The organism is Myxococcus hansupus, assembly GCF_000280925.3.
Taxonomy (GTDB): Bacteria; Myxococcota; Myxococcia; order Myxococcales; family Myxococcaceae; genus Myxococcus; species Myxococcus hansupus.
The window spans coordinates 7,761,586-7,783,343 of record NZ_CP012109.1 but is presented as its reverse complement, the minus strand read 5'-3'; the positions used below and the strand labels follow the sequence as shown (position 1 = coordinate 7,783,343).

The following is a 21,758-nucleotide window of genomic DNA, read 5'->3' as shown; positions in this document are numbered from 1 at the left end:
AAGGTGGTCGTGTGAGTGACGCCGGAATCCCGCCGCGGGTCCAGCGCTTCATCTCGACGCACATCGACTCCCTGGAGAAGCTGGAGGTGCTCCTCCTGCTTCGTGCGCGCGCGGACAGGGAGTGGACGGCATCGGCGGTGAGTCTGGAACTGCGCATTACAGATACTTCCGCCACCTCCCGACTGGAGGACCTGACACAGCGCCGCATGCTGGTGAGCGATGGAGGTTCGCCCCCATCCTACCGTTACAGTCCCGCGTCGTCGGAGGATGTCCAGGCGGTGACGGAACTGGCGGCCGTGTATAGCGTGAAGCGTGTCAGCATCATTTCGTTCATCTTCTCGCGGCCGCTGGACAAGGTACGAGGCTTTGCCGAGGCATTCATCCTGAAGAAGGACAGGGACGGTGATGGCTGAAGCGGTCTACATCCTCTGCGCTTTGACGAGCCTGGCGTGCGCGGTGATGCTGCTGCGAGCCTACAAGCGCACGGGGACGCGGCTGCTCTTGTGGAGCGGGTTGTGCTTCGTGGGGATGGTGGTCAGCAACGTGCTGCTCTTCGTGGACCTGGTGGTGCTGCCGTCGAGCATCGACCTGTTCATGCCACGGCTCATCGCCACGCTGTCCAGCGCCTCCATCCTGCTCTATGGCCTCATCTGGGACGCATCCTGAGGTGCCCTGATGCTCAAGCCCATGCTCAACGGTGCGGCGGCGATGGCGTGGCTGGCGTGCGCGCTGTTCTTCCTCCGCTTCTGGGTCCAGTCCAAGGACCGGCTCTTCGGCTTCTTCGCGTTGGCCTTCACGATGCTGGGGGGCAACGCGGTGGTGGCGGCGCTGATGGACACGGATGACGAGCGGCGCCACTACATCTACGTGGTGCGGCTCTTCGCCTTCCTGCTCATCCTGTACGCCATCTGGGACAAGAACCGCGCGGGCCGGCGCGGCGCGGGTTAATCCCGCGCCACCGGTTGGCAGGTCATCCACCTGACAGTTGTCTCGTACCTACGTCGGAGTGCCGTTGTCGGCATGGCGACGGCGTCATTATCTCGGGCACCCATGTCGCGCCGCCCTTCTTCATCCCCGCGGCCCGAGTCCGTGGACGAGCACGCGCCCGAAGGGCCCGGCTCCACGGAGAGGGAAGACGTGCGTCCACCTTTCGTGGCGGAGGGCCTGCCGGGTGGCGCCGGGCCGTCCGCTCGCCTGCGGGGGAGCGACGACGCCGAGGAGCGCATCGCGTTCCTGGCGAGCGCGGGGGAGCTGCTGTCCTCCTCCCTGGAGTCCCGCACGGTGCTCCAGCGGCTCGCGGAGCTGGCCGTCCCACTGCTGGCGGACTGGTGCGCGGTGGACGTGCTCACCGCGGACGGCTGCGTGGAGCGCGTGGCGGCCGCGCACCGGGCGCCGGAGCAGGCGGCGCTGGTCCTCGAGCTGGCGCGTCTTCAGCCCTTGGATTTGGCGGCCGCGGGGGGCATCCCGGAGGTGCTGCGCACCGGCAAGGCCGCGCTGCTGCCGGAGGTCCCGGACGCGACGCTGCCAGGGCTGGTGAGCACGGCGGCGCAGTTGGAGGTGGCGCGGCGCCTGGGCATCCGCGCGGGCCTCATCGTGCCGTTGCTGGCGCGAGGCCGCGTCCTGGGCGCGCTGTCGCTGGTCCGGTGCGAGGAGGCCGGCGCGCCGGGCGCGGCCGACCTGGAGCTGGCGTTGGAGCTGGCTCGGCGCGCCAGCCTGTCGCTGGACAACGCACTGCTGTACGCGGAGGCGCGCGGCGTGCAGCAGCGCACCGAACGTCTCCAGGCCGTCACCGCGGCGCTGTCCCGCGCGGCCACCGCCGAGGACGTGGCGGAGGCGCTGATGCACGAGGACCTGCGGCCCGCGGGGCCCTCGCGCGGCGCGGTGTTGGGCATGTTGGAGGATGGACGGCTCCACGTGCTGGGCTCCTTCGGCTACGCGCCGGCCGTGCTCGACAGCCTCCGGGGGCTGTGGGCGGACCAGGTGCCGCTCCTGGACCGCGCCTTGTCGCAACTGGAGCCCCAGTGGTTCGGCACGCACGAGGCGGTGCTGCGCGCCATTCCCGAGCCGGCGCGGGACGTGCTGGGCGTCATGGGCACGGGCGCGTGGGCCGCGCTGCCGCTGAAGGTGGAGCACCGCGTCCGGGGCTTCCTGATGTTCGCGTGGGACACGCCGCAGCGCTTCCTCGCGGAGGAGCGCGGCTTCATGTCGTCGCTGGCGCAGCAGTGCGCGCAGGCGCTGGAGCGCGCGGCGCTGTACGAGGCGCTGCGGGAGCGCGGCGGCAAGCTGCACCTGGCGCTGGAGGTCGGCAAGGAGGCCGAGGAGCGGCTCTTCTTCCTGCTGGAGGCGAGCCGCGCGCTGGCCGAGCACCTGGACGACGTGGAGTGGACGCTGGAGCACCTGTCGCGGGTGGCGGCGGAGAACGTGGCCACCTACTGCCTGGTGGAGCTGGTGGGCTCGGACGGTGAGCTGCGGTGCGTGGCCGCGTCCCACCGCGAGCAGGAGCGGGATGTGTCGCTGCTGGCCGCGCTGCCACCGTCCTGGGTGGAGGGCACGCTGCATCCGGCGCGCGAGTGCTTCCTGTCAGGGGAGACGCGCTTCTTGCCCGAGGTGGGGCCGGAGCTGCTCGAGCGCATGAGCCAGGGGCACGGGCACCGGGCCTTCCTGGAGTCGCTGAACCCGCACTCCCTGCTCGCGGTGCCGGTGCGCACGCGGGGGCGCACGCTGGGCGTCATCACGTTGGGGACGTCGGCGCCGTGCCGCAGGCTGGTCACCGCCGACGTGGCCATGGCGGAGGAGCTGGCGCGGCGGGTGGCGGTGGCGCTGGAGAACGCGTCGCTCTACCGGGATGCCCAGGCCGCGGTGCGCCTGCGTGACGAGTTCCTCTCCGTGGCCAGCCACGAGCTGAAGACGCCGCTCACCAGCCTCAAGCTGCAGCACGGGCTCATCGAGCGCGCCGTGGGCGAGGAGGGCCGGGAGCGGGTGCGGCCCCGGCTGGCCACGGCCATGCGGCAGGTGCAGCGGCTGAGCGCGCTGGTGGACAGCCTGCTGGACGTCAGCCGGATTTCGCTGGGGCGGCTGACGCTGGAGCCCGCGGACATCGACCTGGGACAGGCCGTGCGCGACGCCGTGGACCGGATGGAAGAGGTGTTCACCCAGGCGGGCTGCTCGGTGCGCGTGGAAGTCCCCGGGCCGCTGCCGGGCCGGTGGGATTCGCTGCGGTTGGACCAGGTGCTGGTGAACCTGCTGACCAACGCGGCCAAGTACGGCGCGGGCCGGCCCGTCCTCGTGGAGGCGGCCTTCGAGGGCGAGAAGGACGTGCGCGTGTCCGTGCGTGACGAGGGCATTGGCATCGCCGCGGAGGACCTGCCGCGCCTGTTCGGCCGCTTCGAGCGCGCGGTGTCCGAAAGGCACTACGGCGGCCTGGGGCTGGGGCTCTACATCAGCCGGCAGATTGTCGACGCCATGGGTGGGCGCATCGAGGTGGAGAGCCGGCCCGGGGCGGGCTCCGTCTTCACCGTGCGTCTGCCCCGCGGCGGGCGCTGAGCGCGTCGGGAAGTCGTCAGCGTGCAGGTTGCGCGTGCCTGGGGCCCGGGCCACGGCATAGTGCGCGCCATGGTGACTTCAGGGACGGGGCCCGGGGCGCAGGCGAGCGCCGGGGTGTCCAAGGTGCTGTCGGTGGCGAGCCTGCGCAAGGAATACGGCGGCAAGGCCGCGGTGGATGGTGTCTCGTTCGAGGTGGGGCGGGGCGAGATTGTCGGACTGCTGGGGCCCAACGGCGCCGGGAAGACGACGACCATCAACATGGTGCTCGGCGTGCTCGCGCCCACGTCCGGCACCATCCACATCCAGCAGTTGGACCTGGCGTCCCAGCGCTCCGCGGCGTTGGAGCTGACGAACTTCGCCGCCGTCTACTCGCCGCTGCCCGGCAACCTCACCGTGTACCAGAACCTGCGCGTCTTCGGCCTCATCTACGGGGTGAAGGCGCTGGGCGCGCGCATCGAGGAGCTGCTCACGCAGTTCGACCTGGTGAAGTACCGCGACGCGAAGTGTGGCGTGCTGTCCTCCGGCGAGCAGACCCGCGTGGCGCTGGCGAAGGCGATGCTCAACCGGCCAAGCCTGCTGCTGCTGGACGAGCCCACCGCGTCGCTGGACCCCGCGACGGCGCGCGACATCCGCACCCGCATCCGCGAGTTCGCCGCGGAGGGCACCGGCGGCGTGCTGTGGACGTCCCACAACATGTACGAGGTGGAGGAGGTTTGTGATCGCGTGATGTTCCTGTCGCACGGCCAGGTGTTGCTGGAAGGGGACCCGCGCACGTTGCCCCGCGAGCATGGCCAGCCCTCGCTCGAGGAGCTCTTCATCACCGTGGCGCGCGAGCCGCTCGCGCTGGGACGGAACTGACCATGCGACTCCACCGTGCCGCCGCCGTCTCGCTGCGCCACTACTACCTGTTGAGGGGGAGCGTCGCGCGCTTCCTGCCGCTCTTCGCCTGGGTGGCCATCGACATGGTGCTGTGGGGCTTCATGAGCCGCTACCTCAACGACATCACGGCGCAGCCGTACAACTTCGTCCCGGCGCTGCTGGGCGCGGTCCTCTTGTGGGACTTCTTCATCCGCGTCATGCAGGGCGTGACGATGGTGTTCTTCGAGGACGTGTGGTCGCGCAACTTCCTCAACATGTTCGCGTCGCCGCTCTCCATCTCCGAATACCTGAGCGGCCTGGTGCTCTCCAGCATCGCGACGAGCACCCTGGGCCTGGTGGTGATGCTGGTGCTGGCCAGCACCGTCTTCGGCCTGTCCTTCGCGATGTACGGCGCGCTCTTCGTGCCCTTCCTGCTGGTGCTGTTCCTGTTCGGCATCGCGCTGGGCATCTTCGGCTGCGCGCTGGTGCTGCGACTGGGGCCGGCGTCGGAGTGGTTCGTCTGGCCCATCCCCGCGCTGCTATCGCCCTTCGCCGGCGTCTTCTATCCCCTGTCCACGCTGCCCGCGTGGATGCAGGCCGTCTCGAAGGTCCTGCCGCCCTCCTACGTGTTCGAGGGCATGCGCGCACTCGCGGCCGGGGGCTCGTTTCATGTGTCGACGTTGCTATGGGGCGCGGGTCTGGCGGTGGTGGAAATCCTGCTCGCGTGCGCCTTCTTCACGCGGGTTCACCGCGAGGCCGTTCGCACCGGACTCATCGCGCGATACAGCGCCGAAAGCGTGAGCTGACAGCACATGTTTTCATCCTCGCTGTCGTGCCGTGCTCCGTGATGTTTCAAGGGTGGCCGGAGCACGAATGCCTGGGTCCTTCCTGCGTGGTGGCCGCATCCGCGGGGGCTGAGCCCTGAACGCATCGCTGGCGTGCGCGGGTGATGGCCATTGGACCCTCGTACCAGGAGCGTCTCGATGCGAAGCCTCAAGCCTGTGTTCTCCTCCGCCGTCGCGGTGGCGCTGTGCGCGCTGCTCACGGGGGGCTGCGGCGGCTCACCGGTGAATGATGATTCACCCGACACGCAGTCTCCACAGAGCGGTGGATTGGGTGGCAGGGACGATGAAGCCGCGGCCTCTGGCAAGGTCACCCTCTGCCACTACCCGCCGGGCAACCCCGCCAACGCGCACACCTTGTCGGTGGGCGCGGCGGCATGGCCCGCGCACGAGCGACACGGCGATACCTTGGGCCCGTGTGAGTGGAGCGGTGAGCCCGATGCGGGCTCGGGTGAGGAGCCTTACGACGCGGGTTGTGGCCACGAGGCCGACGGAGGCGGCGGGGCGCCGGATGCGGGCGGTGGCGGCCTGGACGCGGGCGCTCCGGCGTGCGTGCCCGTGGACGGCGCATGCGGGGAAGGGGCCGCGTGTTGCTTCGGGCTGACGTGCGGTGCTGAAGGGTTCTGCGAGCCCATCATCGGCTGACGCACCCGGTGCGAGGTGCCTCCCTGTTCGCGGTCGAGCAGGGAGGTACCCGCGCGTGCGGGCCAGGTGTTCGCCCCGCGGCGAGATGACGGGCGTTGAGCGCAGCACATTCGTGCAGGCTCCGCCCTCGTGCTCCGAGCACATGGAAACTTCCGCCGCTGGACGCTTCGACGCCGTGCGTACGCCGGCGAACACCGCGGCCGTTGCGCGTTCGACGCACGTCCTGGAGGGCCGTCGCGAGCTGTGTCTTGGCGGCGATAGGGTCTTCGTGTCACGGGCGGTTGCCTGTGTCTGAAAGGAGGGGGACTCCAGAGCGCCATCGCGCGCGTTCCGCACGACACCGTCACGGCTTCACGTCCGTTTGAATGTGCTCGCGTGGTCCCGACCTCCATGTCCAGGATGGACCTCACCACCTCCGTTCCCCTGTTCCCTCCGGCCATGGGGCCCGCGTGTGGCTGCGTGCCCGCCCATGTGGGGGCCTGTGACTGCCCGTCCCGGGCGCGTCCGGCCCGCGCGCAGTCCTCGGCGGAGTGTCTGTCTCGGGTGGGGACGCTGCTCGCCACGGAGGCGCGGTCCGCGTCCGGCGCGCCCTCGCTGATTGGTCAGCAACTGGGACACTTCCGGCTGCTGCGCGAGCTGGGGCGCGGGAGCCTGGGCACGGTGCTGCTCGCGGAGCACGCGCTCATCCAGAAGCAGGTGGCCATCCAGGTGCTCCACGCGCACGTGACGCGGGATTCGGCGCGGGTCGCCCGCTTCCTCTCGGAGGCGCGCACGCTGACGCTCATCCAGCACCCGCACATCGTGTCGCTCTACGATTTGGGCATGCGCGACGGGTGTCCCTACCTCGTCATGGAGTACCTGGAGGGGCAGAGCCTCGCGGCCTTCACCCAGGAGCCCCTGTCCCCGGCGCTGGTGGTGGACCTGCTGTGCCAGGTGTGTGACGCGCTGGCCGCCGCGCACGCGCATGGCATCGCCCATGGGAGCCTCCAGCCCGCCAACGTCTTCCTCGTCCCGGACGCACTGGGCCGGCAGCACGTGAAGCTGCTGGATTTCGCCATCGCCCGGTTGCTCCCTCCCGCGGACGGGCCCGGCGCGGGGGAGCGGACGCCGGCGGCCACGGACACGCTCGACCCGGTGGTGTCTGGCACGGCGGGCGACGACACGTCGCGGGCCCTGCGCGCGGACCTCCACGCCGTGGGCGAGCTGGGCACCTTGCTCCTCACCGGGCACCTGCGCGGGCGCGGGGCGGAGGCGTCCCTGCCGGGCCCCGCATGCCGAGGGCCGTCGTCGCGCGGAGACCTGCCCTCGACGTTGTCACGGGTGCTGGTCAAGGCGATGGCGCGCCGCCCGGCGGACCGTTATTCGAGCGCGGGCGCCCTGCGGGAGGCCCTGCAGGCCTCCCTGGCGCTGGACGGGGCCGCGGTGGGACTGAGTCCCTCGAGCCTGCGAGGGCTCGCGGGCTGGTACGCGCTGTAGCCTCTTGGGTGACATGTCCGCTTCCCGGTAGGGCGGCCTGGCTGTCAGGAGGGGGTGTCATGTCTTGCGTCTTGCGAGGCGCTCCTCGTTAATCCCTTCAGTTCCCATGGCCTCTGACTCCGACGACAAGCTTCCTCCCCAGGGGCGCTTCAACCGCCTTCGCAAGCTGGCGGGCCTCTCCATGCAGGTGGGCACGGACGTACTCAAGAGCGGCGCGAAGCGGCTGGCGGGCGGCGCGCCGGACCTGCTCAGCAAGGAGGCCGCCGAGAAGCTGGTCTCCACGCTCGGCGAACTCAAGGGCGCCGCCATGAAGCTGGGGCAGGCCGTGTCCATGGACCCGGACCTGCTCACCCCCGAGGTGCGCCAGGTGCTGGCGCGGCTCCAGAACCAGGCGCCCGCCATGTCCTACGCGCAGGTGGCCCGCGTGGTGGAGGAGGAGCTGGGCGCGCCGCCCGAGGCGCTCTTCCGCGAGTTCAGCCAGGCGCCGCTGGCCGCCGCGTCGCTGGGACAGGTGCACCGCGCGGTGCTGGAGGATGGGCGGGCGGTGGCGGTGAAGGTGCAGTACCCCGGCATCGACGCGTCCCTGGCCCACGACATGGAGAACCTGGGCCTGGTGGTGAAGACGGTGTCGAAGGCGTCTCGCCTCATGGACGGCTCCGCCTACTTCCAGGAGTTCCGCGACGAGCTGCTGCTGGAGCTGGACTACCGCCGCGAGGCCTCGCTGGCGGAGGGCTTCGCGCGCAGCGTGGCCTCGCGGCCCGAGCTGTGCGTGCCCGGCGTCATCGCCAGTCACAGCGCGAAGCGGGTGCTCACGCTGGAGCTGCTGGAGGGCCTCACGCTCAAGGACTGGCTGCCCACGGAGCCCTCGAACGAGGAGCGTTTCCGGGTGGCGCGTCAGCTCATCCTCGCCACGTATGTGCCCTTCTTCAGCGCGGGCGAAATCCACGCGGACCCGCACCCGGGCAACTTCATGGTGATGCCAGACGGGCGGCTGGGCTTGCTGGACTTCGGCTCCATCAAGCGCTTCTCCCCGCGCTTCGTGGAGACCAACCAGCGCATGCTCTCGCTGACGATGCGCATGGAGCCGTTGGACATCCTGGCCATGAGCCGGGAGGTGGGCTTCACGGTGGAGCTGCCGGACGCGGAGGCCGAGGAGCTCATCGCGGAGGTGCTGCGCATCGCCGGGCGCCCCATGCGCCTGCCGGACTACGACTACGCGACGTGCGAAATCAACCGCGACATGCGCAACCACTTCTCTCGCAACGCGCCGCGCTTCCTGCGCATCAAGCCGCCCGCGGAGGCGGTGATGTTCTTCCGTTCCACGGGCGGGCTGGCGCAGAACCTCCGGCTCATCGGCGCGCGGGGAGACTTCCGCGCGGTGTTCCTGGAAGTGACGGACCTGCCAACCTGAGCCGCTAGCGGGCGATGGGCAGGGGCTCGGGGGCGGCCGCGGGCTTCTTGTGGATGGCTTCCAGCTTGCGGGCCAGGTCCTCGCCCTGCACGCTCTTGGTGATGTAGCCGTCCGCGCCCGACGAACGCGCCAGCGCGCGAAGCTGGCTCTCATCCGAGGAGGAGTAGAGGATGAACTTGGTGCCCTGGGGCGCCTGGCCCCGCGCGAGCGCCAGCACCCTGTCTCCGCTGAGCGCCGGGATGTTCACGTCCAGCAGCACCAGGTCCGGCTGCGTGGTGCGCACCAGGTTGGACACGCCCAGCGAGGAGCGGTGGGTGCGGACGTCGAAGCCAAAGGCGGAGAGGGTCCGCTCCACGAGTGAGAGCTGGTCCTGTTCGTCGTCCACGATGAGGACGCGGATTTTCGACTCCGACATGGCTTCCCCCTTCAGCGTGCGGATGGTCACTCCAGAATCAAACGACGTCCCGAGTATCCTCCAGTCGTCACTTCGTGTCGCCCCCCGTCTGAGGGAATTCCCTTAGAGGGGTTGAACTCCAGGGGATGAACGGGGGAGGGTGAAGGGGTTGGTGGTGGCGCACGTCAGGTGCCTGGGTGGTGGGCTTCGCGGGAGTTGGACGGCCATGGAATCGGAACGCATCCGCGTCGCCATCCTGGAGGACCAGCAGGTCTTCCGGGAGGCCTTGGAGGCGGTGCTCGAAGGCGCGGGGATGGACGTGGTGGCGGGCTTCGCGGAGCCCGAGCCCTTCTTCGCGCGCGTGCGTGAGACGTTGCCGCATGTCGCGCTCGTGGACCTGCAGTTGGACCTGGCCGAATGGGAGCTGCCCGTCAGCGGGATGTCCGCGCTGCAGTGCCTGCATGACTTCTTCCCCGCGGTGAAGCCGCTGGTGCTGTCGGGCCACCGGGAGACGGCGCTGGTGGAGCAGTGCCTCCAGGCCGGCGCGGCGGGCTACTTGTGGAAGCAGAACGTGGGCTGCGCGGAGGTGGTGGAGGCGGTGGAGCGGGTGGTGCGGGGCGAGCGGCTGCTGCCCGTGGGCCTGGCGCCCGCGCAGCCGTCGCTGGGGTTTCAGCCGCAGCCGGAGACGGCGCTCCAGGGCGAGCTGCGCCGGCTGACGCCGCGTGAGCGCGAGGTGCTGGGCTACATCGCCGCGGGCGCGGACAACCTGCGCATCGCCACCAGCCTGGGCATCACCGAGCGCACCGTGAAGGCGCACATCACCAGCATCTACAAGAAGCTCGGCTCGGAGAACCGCGCGCAGTTGGCGGTCCTCGGGTGCCAGTTGGGTGTGCAGCGCCCGGCAAGCCTCTGAGGCTCCAGGGCCTGCGCGTCAGACCGCGGGACAGCGCCTCCTGGACCGCTGGCCACTGGGAGCGCGGCGCGAGGCGTGGCACCGTTCGGAGTGCCTCGGCGTCAGGCGCAGCGCGCCTTCTCCCCCCACGCCAGGGTGTCCCCTGGGGGCCAGGGCAGCCACGAAGGCTGCCCTGGCCCGCCACTTCTTCCATTCGGGAAAGGCGCTCAGCCGCCGGCGACGCGCTGCGGAGGCAGCGATTCCCAGCGGGGCGCGCCCAGGTGCTGGAGGAACCAGAGGCAGGCCAGGTCCACCATCTGCGTCAGCGTGCCGGGCTCCTCGAAGCGGTGCGTGGCGCCGGGGATGATTTCCAGGCGCGTCTCCGCCGTCATCGCGCTGATGGCGCGGCGGTGCGGCTCCAGCGCGGTGGTGTCCTCCGCGCCGACGATGAGCAGCGTGGGCGCGCGCACCCTGGACAGCGTGGCGCCCGGCTGGCCCAGCCGACCGCCGCGGCACACCACCGCGTCCACGTACTCCGGCCGCATCGCCGCCGCGGCCAGGGCCGCGCCCGCGCCGGTGTAGGCCCCGAAGTAACCGATGTGCAGCCCCGTCGTCCGAGGGGAGCGGCGCAGCCAGCGCGCCACGCCCGACAGGCGCCCGCCGAAGAGGCCCAGGTTGAAGCGCAGGTCGCGCTCCCGGCACGCCTCTTCTTCCGCCGCCGTCAGCAAATCCACCGCGAGGGTGGCCAGCCCTTCGTTTTGCAGCATCCGCGCGACCATCAGGTCCGTGGCACCCCGGCGACTGCTGCCGTGGCCCCGGGCCAGCACCACCACGCCCGTGGCGCCCGGTGGCACCTGGAGCAGACCCCTCAACTCCACGCCTTCCTCGACGGGGATGCGGACCTCTCCGTCCGCCATGGGGGGCGTCCAGGAACCTGCCCCGGACTCGGGCGTCACCAGCCCGCGAACCGCCTTCTCCGAGCCTTCATCCGACCTGCGTGAACCCTGCTTCTTCATGCGGAGTCCCTCCTCTTCGTCGGACTGCGTCGCTGCCGTGCTGCTGCTACACACTTCTGTCGTTGGAATTGTGCAGAACCCGTGCCAGGGCTTCAACAGACGGGGGCATGCTTGGCTGGCCTCCGGGAGGCCCGGGGATGGGCCCATTCTACCAGGGCTTCCCTGACGCCAAGCGGCGGTGGGGGTGACAATTGGGGGGCACGCCCTGTCGTTTTTACCGGTGGGCGATGATGAGTTCGAAGGGGCCGGGGAGGACCTCGGCCTTCTTGAAGCCCGTCTCGTCCAGCACGCGCAGGTAGTGCTCCACCTCGCGCAGGCGGCTCACGCAGGTGTCCACGCCCATGAGGAAGTAGGACCAGAAGAACTGGGCGGCGAGCCGCTCCGGGGTGCGGAACTCCTCGCAGATGAGGATGCGGCCTCCGGACGGGAGCGCCTCTCGCGCGGCGGTGAGCAGCGTGCGCGCGGTGTCCGCGGGCCAGTCGTGCAGCACCCGCACGAAGCTGAGCGTGTCGTAGCCGGAGGGCAGGGCTTCCTTGAGGAAGTCACCGCCGCGGAAGCCCAGCCGCGCTTCGGGGAGGCCGAAGCGCTCGCGGGTGCGGGCCACGAGCGGCGCGGTGGCGGGCAGGTTGAAGACGTCCACCCGGAGCTGGGGGTGCTCGCTCGCCAGGTGGGCGGCCAGCGTGCCGTCGCCGCCCCCCACGTCGAGCATCCGCCCGCCGCCGGGCCACAGCCGTGGGCCGTGGGCGCGGAACGTCTCCAGGATGGGCGGGAGGCCCGCGGCCATGCTGGCCTCGAAGCCCTCCACCTGGGCGTCCGTTCGCGGGGGCCAGTCGAAGGCGGCGGAGGGCATGGAGCGCTCTCCCCGGAGGACTTGCGGCAGGTGCCCGTGCAGCTCCCGCCAGGCGTAGCGCTCCCGGTCCTTCTCCAGCGACTGCGGACCCAGGACGGCCTGGGCCGCCGCGCGCAGGCCGGGCACCGCCTGGTAGCGCGCGGACTCCAGGGCGTCGGAGGGTTGCTCGCGCCGCACCAGCCCCAAGCTCTCCAGGCAGTCGAGCAGCTTGTAGAGCCGCACCGGCACCAGGCGGTGCCGCGCGGCCAGCTCGCCCAGGGTGACGGGGCCGGGCTCCAGGGCGTCCAGCAGCCCCAGCTCCAATGATGCTTCCAGGACGTCCACCGCGCGGGCGCCGTTGTAGAGCAGGTGGAGGAGTGCGCGAGGGGTGGGGGCCAGGGCCGTGGCCTCCACCGTCATGGGCGCTCCACCTGCTGGGTCCGTGCCGCGTGGGCCATGGGGCAGCCTCCGCCCGGTGAACCCCGGTCCGCGCCCGGGGCGACGCCGCCCTCACGCCGCCAGCCGGCCGTCAGCTCCAGCCGGACGTCCCAGAGCTCGCGGAACAGGGGCAGCGTCATCCGGCCCTGGAGCACCTGCGTGGGCAGGCCGTCCAGCGCCTTCACGGAGCGGTCCACGCCAATGGTGCGGCGCACCAACTGGAAGTGGGCGTGGAGCCAGCCCTGGAAGGCCTCGTCCATGTCCACCAACTGCTCGCAGATGCGCTTCAGGTCGTCCGGGCCGCCAGCGCGGTACACGGACGTCAACGTCTGCCCGCGGCGGGCCAGCAGCCGGTCCAGGGCGCCTTCCAGCCCCTGGGCCACCTTGCGCAGCATGTTGTAGCCGGGAGACTCCTGGCCGCTGCCGTTGCCCAGGCTGCGCCGGATGACCTGGTAGGTGTCCGGCGTCATCGTCTCCATGATGGCCAGCTCCTGCTTCACGGCCTGGAGCACGCGGCAGATGCGCTCCAGCCGCGCCGAGGCCGCCCACAAGGCGTCCCGGTCCAGCTCCGCCACCACCTCCACCGCCTCGCGGGAGGCCAGCTTCAGCCACAGCTCCTGCGCCTGATGCACCACCTGGAACATCAGCTCGTCGTGCGCCACCCGCTCGCCGTCCGCCGCCTGGAGCGACAGCAGCGTGGGCGTCTTCAAATAGACCTCGTAGTCGAGCTCGCCTTTGCCGACCCATTTCTTCAAGAGGGGGTTGAAGAGGGGTTCAGCCAACTCGAGTCGTAACCTTTCAGCAGGACTGTAATCCATGGACGCGCTCATGCGGCCCTCCAGAGTGGGGGGATTCCCGGAAGGTGTGGAAGCGCGCGGGTCCCTACCAGAATGGAGGGACCCGCGGGCATGTCAGCCGGCGTTCAGGTGGCTGGAGCAGGCGTCGGTGTGGGCGGCCGGGGCTTCAGGTGAAAGGCGCGCAGGCGCTGGGCCAGCTCCTCGCCTTGCACGCTTTTAGAGATATATCCGTCCGCACCGGAAGCGAGCGCCAGTGAGCGCAGCTTGGATTCGTCTGATGCTGAATACAGGATGAACTTCGTCTTCGGCAGCGCGTACTGGCGCGCCAGGTTGACCACCTTGTCGCCCTTGAGGGCGGGGAAGTTCACGTCGATGAGGACGAAGTCCGGCTCCACGGAGCGGACGAGGTTGGAGACACCCAGCGCGGAGGTGTGCGTGAGCACCTCGAACCCGTAGGCGCTCAGCGAGCGCTGTACGAGGTCGAGCAGGTCCGGGTCGTCGTCCACCACCAGGACGCGCGCTTTTTCTTCAGACATGGGTTCTCCCTAGATGCTTGCGAATCATCTCGAGCAACTGGTCACGATCAAGGGGCTTGGTCAGGTAGGCGGTGCAGCCCGCCGCATGCGCCTTTTCCTGATACTCCCGCCCCGCGTGTGCCGTCACCGCGATGACAGGAACAGTGGCCGCGGCCGGTAGGGCTCGCAACCTGCGGGTGACTTCCCAGCCGTCCAGGCGGGGAAGCGACAAGTCCATCAGGATGAGGTCCGGGGCGTCGCGGATGGCGCGCTCCAGGCCGTGCTCACCGTCCTCCGCCTCGATGACCTCGAAGTGGCCGTTGAGGTAGCGGCGGACGATGTCCCGGTTCTGCGCGCTGTCCTCCACGTAGAGCACGCGGGCCAGCTTGCCCGCCGTGGCGGCGCGCTGGGACAGCAGCAGGCCCTTGGCCTGGGCGATGACGTCCTCCAGCGCGTGGCCGCCCTTCTTCACGAAGCCGGCGAAGCCGTCGCGCAGCAGGGCCTCCTCGTCGTGGGAGAGCGTCTTGCCGGTGAGCACCACCACGGGCACCTGGAGCTTCTCCGCGCGCAGCCGGCGCAGCACCTCGAAGCCGTCCAGGTTGGGCATCATCAGGTCCAACACCACCAGCGCGGGCGGCGAGACGCGCGCCTTGAGCAGGGCGTCCTCGCCGTTGCGGGCTTCCGTGGTGGAGAAGCCGGCGCGGCGCAGGTTGCGGCTGACCAGCTCGCGGGTGGCCGAGTCGTCGTCCACCACCAGCACCTCGCCCACGCTGGTGGCCGAGCCGGTGCTCTGGCTGAGGCTGCGCTGCACCACCTCCACCAGGCGGTCCGGCTCCACCGGCTTCACCAGGTACTCGCAGGCGCCCAGCGAGAAGCCGCGCGCGCGCTGCTCCTCCACGGAGATGAGGATGACGGGGATGCCGGCCAGCGAGGGCTCGCTCTTGAGCTGGCTGAGCACCGACCAGCCGTCCAGCTTGGGCAGGTGGATGTCCAGCAGGATGGCCTGGGGCCGCAGCTCTCGGGCGCGCTTGAGCGCCGCGATGCCGTCCTCGGCCACCACCACCTTGAAGCCCGCGGGCTCGAGCTGCCCGGACACGAGCTGCTGGGTGAGCGGGTCGTCGTCCACCACCAGCACCGTGCCGCCCGGCTGCGCCATGGCGCCCACGTGCTGGGCCACCTCGGACACGGGCACGCTGCGCTCCAGATGCGGCGGGACGGTGTCCGTGTTCTCCACGGAGGTGGGCATGCGCACCGTGAAGGTGGTGCCGCGGCCCAGCGTGGACGTCACGCTGACGTTGCCGCCCAGCACGCGCGACAGCTCGCGCACGATGGCCAGCCCCAGTCCGGTGCCGCCCACCTTGCGCGTGGTGGAGCCGTCCACCTGGCGGAACTTCTCGAAGATGAAGGGGAGCTGGTCGGAGGGGATGCCGACGCCGGTGTCCTCCACCGTCATCAGGACCTCGTCGCCCGCGGGCACGAGGTTGAGCGCCACCTCGCCGGCGTCGGTGAACTTGGCGGCGTTGCTCAAGAGGTTGAGCATGATTTGCCGCAGCTTGAGCGCGTCCGAGCGGAGCGTGCGCACCGACGGGTCGATGTTGGTGGTGAGGGCCACGTCCTTGCCCTTGAGGTACTCCTTCACCGTGGCCAGGCATTCCTCGGCCAGCTCCTGCACGTCCACCAGCTCGGTGACGACCTCCACGCGGCCCGCTTCAATCTTGGACAGGTCCAGGATGTCGTTGATGAGCGCCAGCAGCGTCTTGGCGTTCGTCTTCACGACGTTGAGGTCGCGGCGGCCATGGGCCGTCAGCCGCTGGCCCTCCTCGCGCATCAGCAGGTCGCAATAGCCGATGATGCCGTTGAGCGGGGTGCGGATCTCGTGGCTGAAGTTGGCCAGGAACTCGCTCTTGAGCCGGACGGCGGCCTCGGCCTCGCGGGCGCGCTCCTCCTCGTTGCGCTTGGCCACCGCCAGCTCCTGGGCCAGCCGGTCCAGGTCCTCGTTCTGCTGGCGGATGATTTCCATCTGCAGCGCGCGCTGCTGGTAGGACGCCAGCGAGCGGGCGGACACGGCGCGGGTGCGCTTGATCTCCTCCAGGCTGGCGGCGAGCTGCTTGTTGGCCGCCTCCAGCTCCGCCTTGGACGCGCGCAGCATCTCTTCATGCTGCTTGCGCTCGGTGATGTCCTCGGTGACGCCCATCACGTAGCGGGCCACGCCGTGCTCGTCGAGCAGGGGCAGCTTGCGCGTGGCGAAGATGCGGTCCACGCCGTCGGCGCGGGCCACCTCCTCGAAGGACTTCATCTGCTTGGTTTCGAGAATCTCCGTGTCGATGGCGATGAACGACTCGGCCTGCTCCTTGGGGAAGTAGTCATGGTCCAGCTTCCCCAGCAGCCACTGCTTGGTGACGCGGAAGGCATCCGCGAACGTCTTGTTGGCCACCACCAGCCGGCGTGAGTCCGCGTCCTTCACGAAGAGGACGAACGGAATCGCGTCGATGATGTTCTCCATCAAGTAGTTGGTGCGCTCCAACTGCTCCGCGGTGGCGGTGTGGCGGCGGCGGTCCGCCGTCATCCGCAGCTCGCGTTGCACCATGGGCACCAGCCGGCTGAAGCGGTCCTCGGTGATGTAGTCGAGCGCCCCGGCGCGCACGCTGGCCTCCAGCGTGTCCTCGTTCCAGTCGCGCGACATCACGACGAAGGGCAGCTCCTTGCCGTACTTGCCCCAGAGTGCCTGGACTTCGGCGAAGCCCGCGCCGGGCACTTCCGCGCCGCACAGCACCAGGCTCCACGTGCGCGACAGCGCCGCTTCCGCCGCGGCGGCCGTGGTGGCGCGCTCCGTGCGCACCGTGACGCCCGCGTGGTTGAGCGCGTCCTCCACGCGCTGGCATTCCCGCTCGCTGGCCACGAGCAGGAGGGAGGCGTTGTCCGCTGGAGACTCCGAGGGAGGCTGTGAGTTGGCCATGGCTCAGTTCGCCCCGAAGACCAGCGCGGTCAGCGTGGTGTTGATGTGGAACCCCGAATAGATTTCGAAGTGCACGTTCATACCAGCGGCGGTGGGTGCGGCCCTCAGCGTTTCCGCCAACTGCTGCGTGGTATTGGTGGCGCTGGCGTACCACATGCGTCCACCGCAGTGGAAAAGGAGGGCGGCCTGGGGGTTCTGGACCCTGCGGGGTACCTCGTCGGTGAAGAAGCTGCGCGTCATGCCGGCCATGTCCCCCAGCTTCATCAGCTCCAGCTCGGTGCCCTCCTCCAGGAGGTTGGCGAAGAGGATGGAGCCGTCCTCCTGGGGGCTCCAGGCGGCGCGGATGAAGTACTCGCGGCCCACGCGCAGGGCGGTGGGGCGCACGGCGAAGCCGCGGGGCGTGCCGAACTCCAGCTCGTCCACGCCCACGCCCAGGATTTCGGCGTAGCGTTTGGCGGCCGGGTGCCCGTCGATTTCGAGCGCGCGGGTGTGGCTCTCATCCACCTTGGTGATGGTGAGCTTCTCGCCGGTGGGCACGTACCAGTGTGAGCGCAGCGCGGCCCAGGGCGCGTTCGTCTTGAAGAGCGCCACCAGCACCGCGTCGGTGGCCACCTCGCCGTCCACGTGGACCAGGGCGGACTGCTTGGCCGGGTCGCGGTTGGCGTCACTGGCGCCGCCGCCCACCAGCACCAGCGTCTGGCACTTCTCCAGGATGCCGAGCAGCAGCTCTTCCTTCTTGTAACGGAAGCCGTCGTCAATCACGAGACCGACGTAGCGGCGCGGATCCAGGTCCTGCTGCCGCACGCCCAGGTCTTCACATGCGCGCTTGATGGCGGCCGCGCCCGCGCTGATGGCGTCCACGGACAGGCCGATGCCCAGGCCCAGGCCAATCTCGAAGTCACCGAAGAGGGCGCTCATCACCACGCTGCCCTCGTGGATGCCGGTGTTGTCCAGCTCACCCGCGGTGGTGGCGCCAATCAGACGCACACCCGCGGGGAGCCGGGCCCGGACCGCGCGGTTGAGGGCCAACTGGTCCCGCTCCCGCGAGGCGAACATCGTCACCAGGCGGGGGGTGTCCCCGCCCAGTTGACTCAGGAGATCCTCCGCGGCGGCATCCGGCTCTTTCAACGTGGTGCGAGCCGTCTGCATCTTCACTTGGGCCATGGAGGCACTCCGAGGTGTGCGCGCGGGGGGTTAGAGGCCGCTGCCGGGGTGCCGAGTATGACAGGCGCCGGTGCACTGCTGGAAAGACTCCGCACCACCCCCCACGTACATGCTCTCGATGGGTCCAAACTGCGCCACGTGGTTGTCCGGGTAGCTCTTGTGGCAGGACAGACACGCGGCCTTGCTGGTGCGCTGGATGCTCTCCTTCGTCAGGTGACAGGACGAGCACTGGTGGAGCGGTGCGTCAAAGCGGTTCGAGCGCGAGTGGATGAAGTGGGTGCGCACGAAGATGGGGCCCTCCAGCTCGAAGGCGAGCGGGGAGTGGCAGCCGGCGCACGCGGCGCGGTTCTCGTTGGCGTGCAGCACTTCGCTGAGCTGACCGCCCTGGCTGTGGCAGGAGGTGCAGGGGCCGGTGGTGAGCTTGGGCTCGGTGCGCTGGCGGGTGCCCACCTGGATTTCGATGGTGGTGGAGCCGGGGATGTCCTCGCCCAGGTACGTGCGGCGGCCCTTCACCGTCACCAGGTAGGTGCCGGGGGCGGCGTTGTGCGGCAGCTTGAACTGCCACGTGTCCGTGTTGGGCACGTCCCACAGCGCCGGGTCGATGAAGGCGCCGCCGAAGAGGATGTTGGCGAAGGGCAGGGTGGCGAACTGGGAGAAGACGCCGTCCCGCTCGGGCGTGGCCACCACCTGCTCGTCCACGGCCGGGTCCAGGAACGCCTCCAGCGCGACGACGGAGCGGATGGGCTGGATGTGCTGCGCGGGGCCGATGATTTGCGTCATCAGCATGCGCTCGCGGTGCTTGCGCCGGTAGTAGGTCGCCGTCGCGTCGAAGAAGGCCCGGTAGTACTGCAGGCCGGAGTCGGTGCCGTCGGGCGCCACCTGGTTGTACGGCGGCAGGTAGCCCTTGGGGTGGAGCCGGTTGCCCGCGCCGTCGCGCAGGGTGAGCTGGAAGGAGATTTCCGTGCCGGGCGCGTAGGTGCCGTCCGCGCGCGCGCGGGTGAGCGGCTCCACGCCCATGCGGAAGCCATAGGCGTACTGCGCGTTGCGCACCTGCTCCACGGGGATTTCGTAGGGCGCGCCCGGACGCAGCGTCCAGCGCAGGCGCAGCGCGCGCGTCTCGGGGCGCAGCGAGAGCGTCTGGCGCTTGGCGTGGTCATACGCGTTGCGCAGCTCCAGGATGGCCTCCTCCTCGAAGGACGTGGACGCCGAGCAGTCATCCGGCGTGGCGCAGCCGGTGGCCGTCTGGATGCCGCGGAAGCGGCGGATGAAGAAGTCGTCCATGCCGGGGCGGCGCTGATGCTCGACGCCCGCGTTGAGGAGGATGGGCACGCCGGTGATGCGGCCGCGCGCGTCCACCTGCTCCACGATGAAGTGGCTGGGCAGGTTCATCCACGCCGCTTCCCGGTAGTAGCGGCGGCGGGTGTAGGGCCCCGGCGCGCCGACAGACTCCTGGTCCACCTGGCGCACACCCAGCCAGCCCAGGCCGCCGAAGTCACTCTGGCGGATGAGGTTGGTCAGGCCCTGGTCCCTGCGTGAGGTCACGAAGGAGCGGATGTCGATTTGGTTGATGAAGAAGGTGGTGCCTTCGCGCACGCGCAGGGGCTTGCCCACGCCGTTCTCCACCTCCAGCGCCAGCGCGACGGCCGGCGTCGTGGGCGTGGGGTTGGGCCATGGCCACCCACCCAGCAGGGCCTGGGATTCCTCGCCGAGGAAGTTCTCCTCCGCCGGCAGCGTGCTCATCGAGGCTTCGTCCGTGACGTCCTGTCCGCCGCAGGCGAGCAACAGCCCAGCGAGCGATGAGAGCAGGGCCCGGGGGGCTCCAAGTCCACCCATGGTGCAACTCCTCGTACGTGTGAAAGCCGACGCCGCCATGGCGCCTGGGGCCAGTGGGCCGTGTCACCCGTCGCCTGTGGGGCGGTGTGGGTTGGCCTCTCCCGTTTCCGGGTTTCCCCGGTTCGAGCCTTTTTAGCCGTACGAAGATTATCTGCAACGAGCAGATTTGTTCAACTTCTGGGAAAACAATCCACCCAGGGTGCATCTCGCTGTGTTTTCAAGGAGATGGAGGACTGCCCTGGAGGGCAGGGTTCCTACAACGTCACACCTCTGCTTCAGGCGCTAAGCAGGAATCCTTGTTTAGCTCGCGCGGGAGTTCGATGGTGAACTCCGCGCCTTCCCCGGTCCGGCTCTGGACGTGGACGGTGCCCCCGTGGGCCTCGACGAGTTGACGGACGATGTAGAGGCCCAGGCCGGTGCCCGGGTGCTGGGTGCCGGGGTGCACGCGCTGGAAGCGGTGGAACAGGCGCTGCTGCGCCTCCACGCCAATGCCGATGCCGCCGTCCTTCACGCTGAAGCGCGCGCAGGTGGCGCTGGCCTGGACGCGCAGCTCCACGGGGTGACCCCGGCCGAACTTGAGGGCGTTGCTCAGCAGGTTGGTGATGACGCGGTCCAGGCGCTGGCGGTCCCAGTCACCGGTGGCGTCCGCGTCCACGCGCACGGAGAGGGCGCAGCCGGCGGCGGTGGCCTGGTCGGCGTGACGTTCGGCCACCTCGCGCACCAACTGCGCCAGGTCCAGCCGCTCCGTGTCCAGCACCATGCGGCCGGCGGACAGGCGGGACAGGTCCAGGAGGTTGTGGACCAGCCGACCCAGCCGTCGCGTCTCGCCCTCGGCCCCGGCCAGTCCCTCGCGCAGCCGCGTGTCGGGCGTGGCGGCGCTCTGCATGCTCAGGCGCCGCAGCCGCAGTTGCAGGGAGCTGAGCGGGTTGCCCAAATCATGCGCGGCGATGCCGATGAGCTCGAGCGCGTCCTGGGCCTGGGACAGCAGCCGGGCGTTGTCGAGCGCGAGCGCGGCGCGCGCCGCCAGCTCCTCCATGAAGGCGCGGTCCACCTCGCCGAAGCGGCGGTGCGTCCCCGTGGACATCAGGCACAGCGCGCCCAGCACGCGGGAGCCCACGGCCAGCGGCACCGTGAGGGCGGACGTCACGCCCATGGCGCACAGGAGCTCGCCGTGCGCGGTGCCCATCAGCGCGAGCGGCGGGCGGGCGGCGTCCAGCTCCGGGAGCAGCTCGCTGCGGCCGGTGCGGACCACGCGGGCGGGGCCCACCTCGCCGTCCTCCGGGCAGCGCAGGAGCGGTTCCCACATGCGGTGCGGGGTGGCGGTGTCCGCGCAGGCCACCGCGTGGGGCCGCACCGTGCCGTCCTCGGCGGGGAGGAAGAGGATGCAGGCGTCCGCCACCTCGGGCACGCACAGCCGGGTGAGGGCCTCGCCCACCTCGCGGGCGCCGGACAGCGGCTGGAGCACGCGGCCCGCTTCCGCGAAGAGCGCCTGGGCCCGTTCGATGCGGCGCCGCTCGGAGATGTCGCGCGTCACCTTCACGAAGCCGCGCAGCCGGCCGTGGGCGTCATAGAGCGCGGTGAGCAGCGTCTCCGCCCAGAAGCGGTTGCCATCGCGGCGCACCCGCCAGCCCTCGGCGAGCAGCCGCCCCTCGCGCGCGGCCCGCTCGCGGTGGGCGCGGGGCACGCACGCCGTCACCTGGTCCGCGGGGTAGATGCGGTCCGTGTCGCGGCCGGCCATCTCCGCCTCGGCCCAGCCGGTGAGGCGCTCGGCGCCCGCGTTCCAGGCCGTCACCCGGCCATGGCAGTCCAGGAAGCACAGCGCGTAGTCCGTCACGCCGTCCATGAGGAGCTGCAGGTGCTGCTCGCTGGACTCGTGCCGCGCGTGCAGCGGCGCCAGCGCGCGGTGGAGGACGAAGCCCAGCGCCGCCACGCAGCCCAGGCCCAGCAGCCCCGCGAGCAGTGCCTGGGGGAGCGCCCCGTGGCCCTCGGGCGTGGTGGCCTGCGCGTACACCGCGGACAGCAGGGTCGCGAGCAGCATCAGCCCGGCGAACAGGCAGGCGGACAGACCCGCGCTCACCCGCTGAGCGAACGTCCAACGGCGCATCATGTGGTGACTCCCCCCCAAGGCACCCTTTCGGGCGTGCCGTCG

At 70.3% G+C, this 21,758-nt stretch carries 19 protein-coding genes; 10 read left to right on the top strand and 9 right to left on the bottom strand.

The features are described from left to right. Positions 1–11: 11 nt before the first annotated feature. From A176_RS30475 to A176_RS30435, 9 genes are all read left to right on the top strand, one after another. On the top strand, positions 12–413 hold the full coding sequence (locus tag A176_RS30475; protein WP_002637897.1) for a hypothetical protein: 402 nt from the start codon (positions 12–14) through the stop codon (positions 411–413). After that, positions 406–666 (top strand): DUF5985 family protein, encoded by a 261-nt coding sequence (locus A176_RS30470; protein ID WP_002637896.1) that lies wholly within the window; start codon positions 406–408, stop codon positions 664–666. The genes A176_RS30475 and A176_RS30470 overlap by 8 nt, the downstream gene beginning before the upstream one ends. Positions 667–675: 9 nt before the next feature. Continuing rightward, positions 676–948 (top strand): DUF5985 family protein, encoded by a 273-nt coding sequence (locus A176_RS30465; RefSeq protein WP_002637895.1) that lies wholly within the window; start codon positions 676–678, stop codon positions 946–948. A gap of 189 nt (positions 949–1,137) precedes the next feature. Then, positions 1,138–3,543, top strand: coding sequence for a sensor histidine kinase (locus A176_RS30460; RefSeq protein ID WP_002637894.1), 2,406 nt, complete (start codon positions 1,138–1,140; stop codon positions 3,541–3,543). Positions 3,544–3,612: 69 nt separating this feature from the next. Then, complete coding sequence (locus tag A176_RS30455; protein WP_144429645.1) at positions 3,613–4,401, top strand: ABC transporter ATP-binding protein; 789 nt, start codon at positions 3,613–3,615, stop codon at positions 4,399–4,401. 2 nt (positions 4,402–4,403) lie between these two features. Continuing rightward, positions 4,404–5,207 carry an ABC transporter permease gene (locus tag A176_RS30450; RefSeq protein ID WP_002637892.1) on the top strand — a complete coding sequence of 268 codons (804 nt, stop codon included), beginning with the start codon at positions 4,404–4,406 and terminating at the stop codon, positions 5,205–5,207. Positions 5,208–5,384: 177 nt separating this feature from the next. Next, on the top strand, positions 5,385–5,888 hold the full coding sequence (locus A176_RS30445; RefSeq protein ID WP_002637891.1) for a hypothetical protein: 504 nt from the start codon (positions 5,385–5,387) through the stop codon (positions 5,886–5,888). 390 nt (positions 5,889–6,278) lie between these two features. Then, a complete protein-coding gene (locus A176_RS30440) occupies positions 6,279–7,364 on the top strand; it encodes a serine/threonine-protein kinase (RefSeq protein ID WP_044890413.1) in 1,086 nt (361 codons plus the stop codon). 106 nt (positions 7,365–7,470) lie between these two features. Next, positions 7,471–8,775, top strand: coding sequence for an ABC1 kinase family protein (locus tag A176_RS30435; protein WP_002637889.1), 1,305 nt, complete (start codon positions 7,471–7,473; stop codon positions 8,773–8,775). A 4-nt stretch (positions 8,776–8,779) separates the two neighbouring features. Here A176_RS30435 and A176_RS30430 read toward each other — a convergent pair whose 3' ends face one another. Next, positions 8,780–9,190, bottom strand: coding sequence for a response regulator (locus A176_RS30430; protein ID WP_044890414.1), 411 nt, complete (start codon positions 9,188–9,190; stop codon positions 8,780–8,782). Positions 9,191–9,395: 205 nt separating this feature from the next. Here A176_RS30430 and A176_RS30425 point away from each other — a divergent pair, with 205 nt between their 5' ends. Then, positions 9,396–10,082 carry a response regulator transcription factor gene (locus tag A176_RS30425; RefSeq protein WP_002637887.1) on the top strand — a complete coding sequence of 229 codons (687 nt, stop codon included), beginning with the start codon at positions 9,396–9,398 and terminating at the stop codon, positions 10,080–10,082. Positions 10,083–10,288: 206 nt separating this feature from the next. Here A176_RS30425 and A176_RS30420 read toward each other — a convergent pair whose 3' ends face one another. The 8 genes from A176_RS30420 to A176_RS30385 all read right to left on the bottom strand — a co-directional run bounded on the left by A176_RS30420 (position 10,289) and on the right by A176_RS30385 (position 21,716). Next, a complete protein-coding gene (locus A176_RS30420) occupies positions 10,289–11,077 on the bottom strand; it encodes a dienelactone hydrolase family protein (RefSeq protein WP_002637886.1) in 789 nt (262 codons plus the stop codon). A 214-nt stretch (positions 11,078–11,291) separates the two neighbouring features. Further along, a complete protein-coding gene (locus A176_RS30415) occupies positions 11,292–12,326 on the bottom strand; it encodes a methyltransferase (RefSeq protein WP_002637885.1) in 1,035 nt (344 codons plus the stop codon). Continuing rightward, entirely contained in the window at positions 12,323–13,174 is an 852-nt protein-coding gene (locus tag A176_RS30410) for a tryptophan 2,3-dioxygenase family protein (RefSeq protein ID WP_002637884.1), read from the bottom strand. The genes A176_RS30415 and A176_RS30410 overlap by 4 nt, the downstream gene beginning before the upstream one ends. A 92-nt stretch (positions 13,175–13,266) precedes the next feature. Then, the gene (locus A176_RS30405) at positions 13,267–13,677 is read right to left on the bottom strand and encodes a response regulator (protein ID WP_002637883.1); all 411 of its coding nucleotides are present in this window, start codon (positions 13,675–13,677) and stop codon (positions 13,267–13,269) included. Next, on the bottom strand, positions 13,670–16,612 hold the full coding sequence (locus A176_RS30400) for a response regulator (protein ID WP_002637882.1): 2,943 nt from the start codon (positions 16,610–16,612) through the stop codon (positions 13,670–13,672). The genes A176_RS30405 and A176_RS30400 overlap by 8 nt, the downstream gene beginning before the upstream one ends. A 3-nt stretch (positions 16,613–16,615) precedes the next feature. Further along, positions 16,616–17,776, bottom strand: coding sequence for an FIST signal transduction protein (locus A176_RS30395; protein ID WP_002637881.1), 1,161 nt, complete (start codon positions 17,774–17,776; stop codon positions 16,616–16,618). A 30-nt stretch (positions 17,777–17,806) separates the two neighbouring features. Further along, positions 17,807–19,609 carry a cytochrome c3 family protein gene (locus A176_RS30390; RefSeq protein WP_002637880.1) on the bottom strand — a complete coding sequence of 601 codons (1,803 nt, stop codon included), beginning with the start codon at positions 19,607–19,609 and terminating at the stop codon, positions 17,807–17,809. Between the two features lie 262 nt (positions 19,610–19,871). Then, positions 19,872–21,716, bottom strand: coding sequence for a sensor histidine kinase (locus A176_RS30385; protein ID WP_002637879.1), 1,845 nt, complete (start codon positions 21,714–21,716; stop codon positions 19,872–19,874). Positions 21,717–21,758: the final 42 nt, after the last annotated feature.

What these genes read in the sequence shown, in the direction of transcription:
- A176_RS30470 (WP_002637896.1), top strand. Translation starts at nt 406, where the DNA reads ATGGCTGAAGCGGTCTACATCCTCTGCGCTTTGACGAGCCTGGCGTGC.
- A176_RS30465 (WP_002637895.1), top strand. Translation starts at nt 676, where the DNA reads ATGCTCAAGCCCATGCTCAACGGTGCGGCGGCGATGGCGTGGCTGGCG.
- A176_RS30455 (WP_144429645.1), top strand. Translation starts at nt 3,613, where the DNA reads ATGGTGACTTCAGGGACGGGGCCCGGGGCGCAGGCGAGCGCCGGGGTG.
- A176_RS30450 (WP_002637892.1), top strand. Translation starts at nt 4,404, where the DNA reads ATGCGACTCCACCGTGCCGCCGCCGTCTCGCTGCGCCACTACTACCTG.
- A176_RS30445 (WP_002637891.1), top strand. Translation starts at nt 5,385, where the DNA reads ATGCGAAGCCTCAAGCCTGTGTTCTCCTCCGCCGTCGCGGTGGCGCTG.
- A176_RS30440 (WP_044890413.1), top strand. Translation starts at nt 6,279, where the DNA reads ATGTCCAGGATGGACCTCACCACCTCCGTTCCCCTGTTCCCTCCGGCC.
- A176_RS30435 (WP_002637889.1), top strand. Translation starts at nt 7,471, where the DNA reads ATGGCCTCTGACTCCGACGACAAGCTTCCTCCCCAGGGGCGCTTCAAC.
- A176_RS30430 (WP_044890414.1), bottom strand. Translation starts at nt 9,190, where the DNA reads ATGTCGGAGTCGAAAATCCGCGTCCTCATCGTGGACGACGAACAGGAC.
- A176_RS30425 (WP_002637887.1), top strand. Translation starts at nt 9,396, where the DNA reads ATGGAATCGGAACGCATCCGCGTCGCCATCCTGGAGGACCAGCAGGTC.
- A176_RS30420 (WP_002637886.1), bottom strand. Translation starts at nt 11,077, where the DNA reads ATGAAGAAGCAGGGTTCACGCAGGTCGGATGAAGGCTCGGAGAAGGCG.
- A176_RS30415 (WP_002637885.1), bottom strand. Translation starts at nt 12,326, where the DNA reads ATGACGGTGGAGGCCACGGCCCTGGCCCCCACCCCTCGCGCACTCCTC.
- A176_RS30410 (WP_002637884.1), bottom strand. Translation starts at nt 13,174, where the DNA reads ATGAGCGCGTCCATGGATTACAGTCCTGCTGAAAGGTTACGACTCGAG.
- A176_RS30405 (WP_002637883.1), bottom strand. Translation starts at nt 13,677, where the DNA reads ATGTCTGAAGAAAAAGCGCGCGTCCTGGTGGTGGACGACGACCCGGAC.
- A176_RS30400 (WP_002637882.1), bottom strand. Translation starts at nt 16,612, where the DNA reads ATGGCCAACTCACAGCCTCCCTCGGAGTCTCCAGCGGACAACGCCTCC.
- A176_RS30395 (WP_002637881.1), bottom strand. Translation starts at nt 17,776, where the DNA reads ATGGCCCAAGTGAAGATGCAGACGGCTCGCACCACGTTGAAAGAGCCG.
- A176_RS30390 (WP_002637880.1), bottom strand. Translation starts at nt 19,609, where the DNA reads ATGGGTGGACTTGGAGCCCCCCGGGCCCTGCTCTCATCGCTCGCTGGG.
- A176_RS30385 (WP_002637879.1), bottom strand. Translation starts at nt 21,716, where the DNA reads ATGATGCGCCGTTGGACGTTCGCTCAGCGGGTGAGCGCGGGTCTGTCC.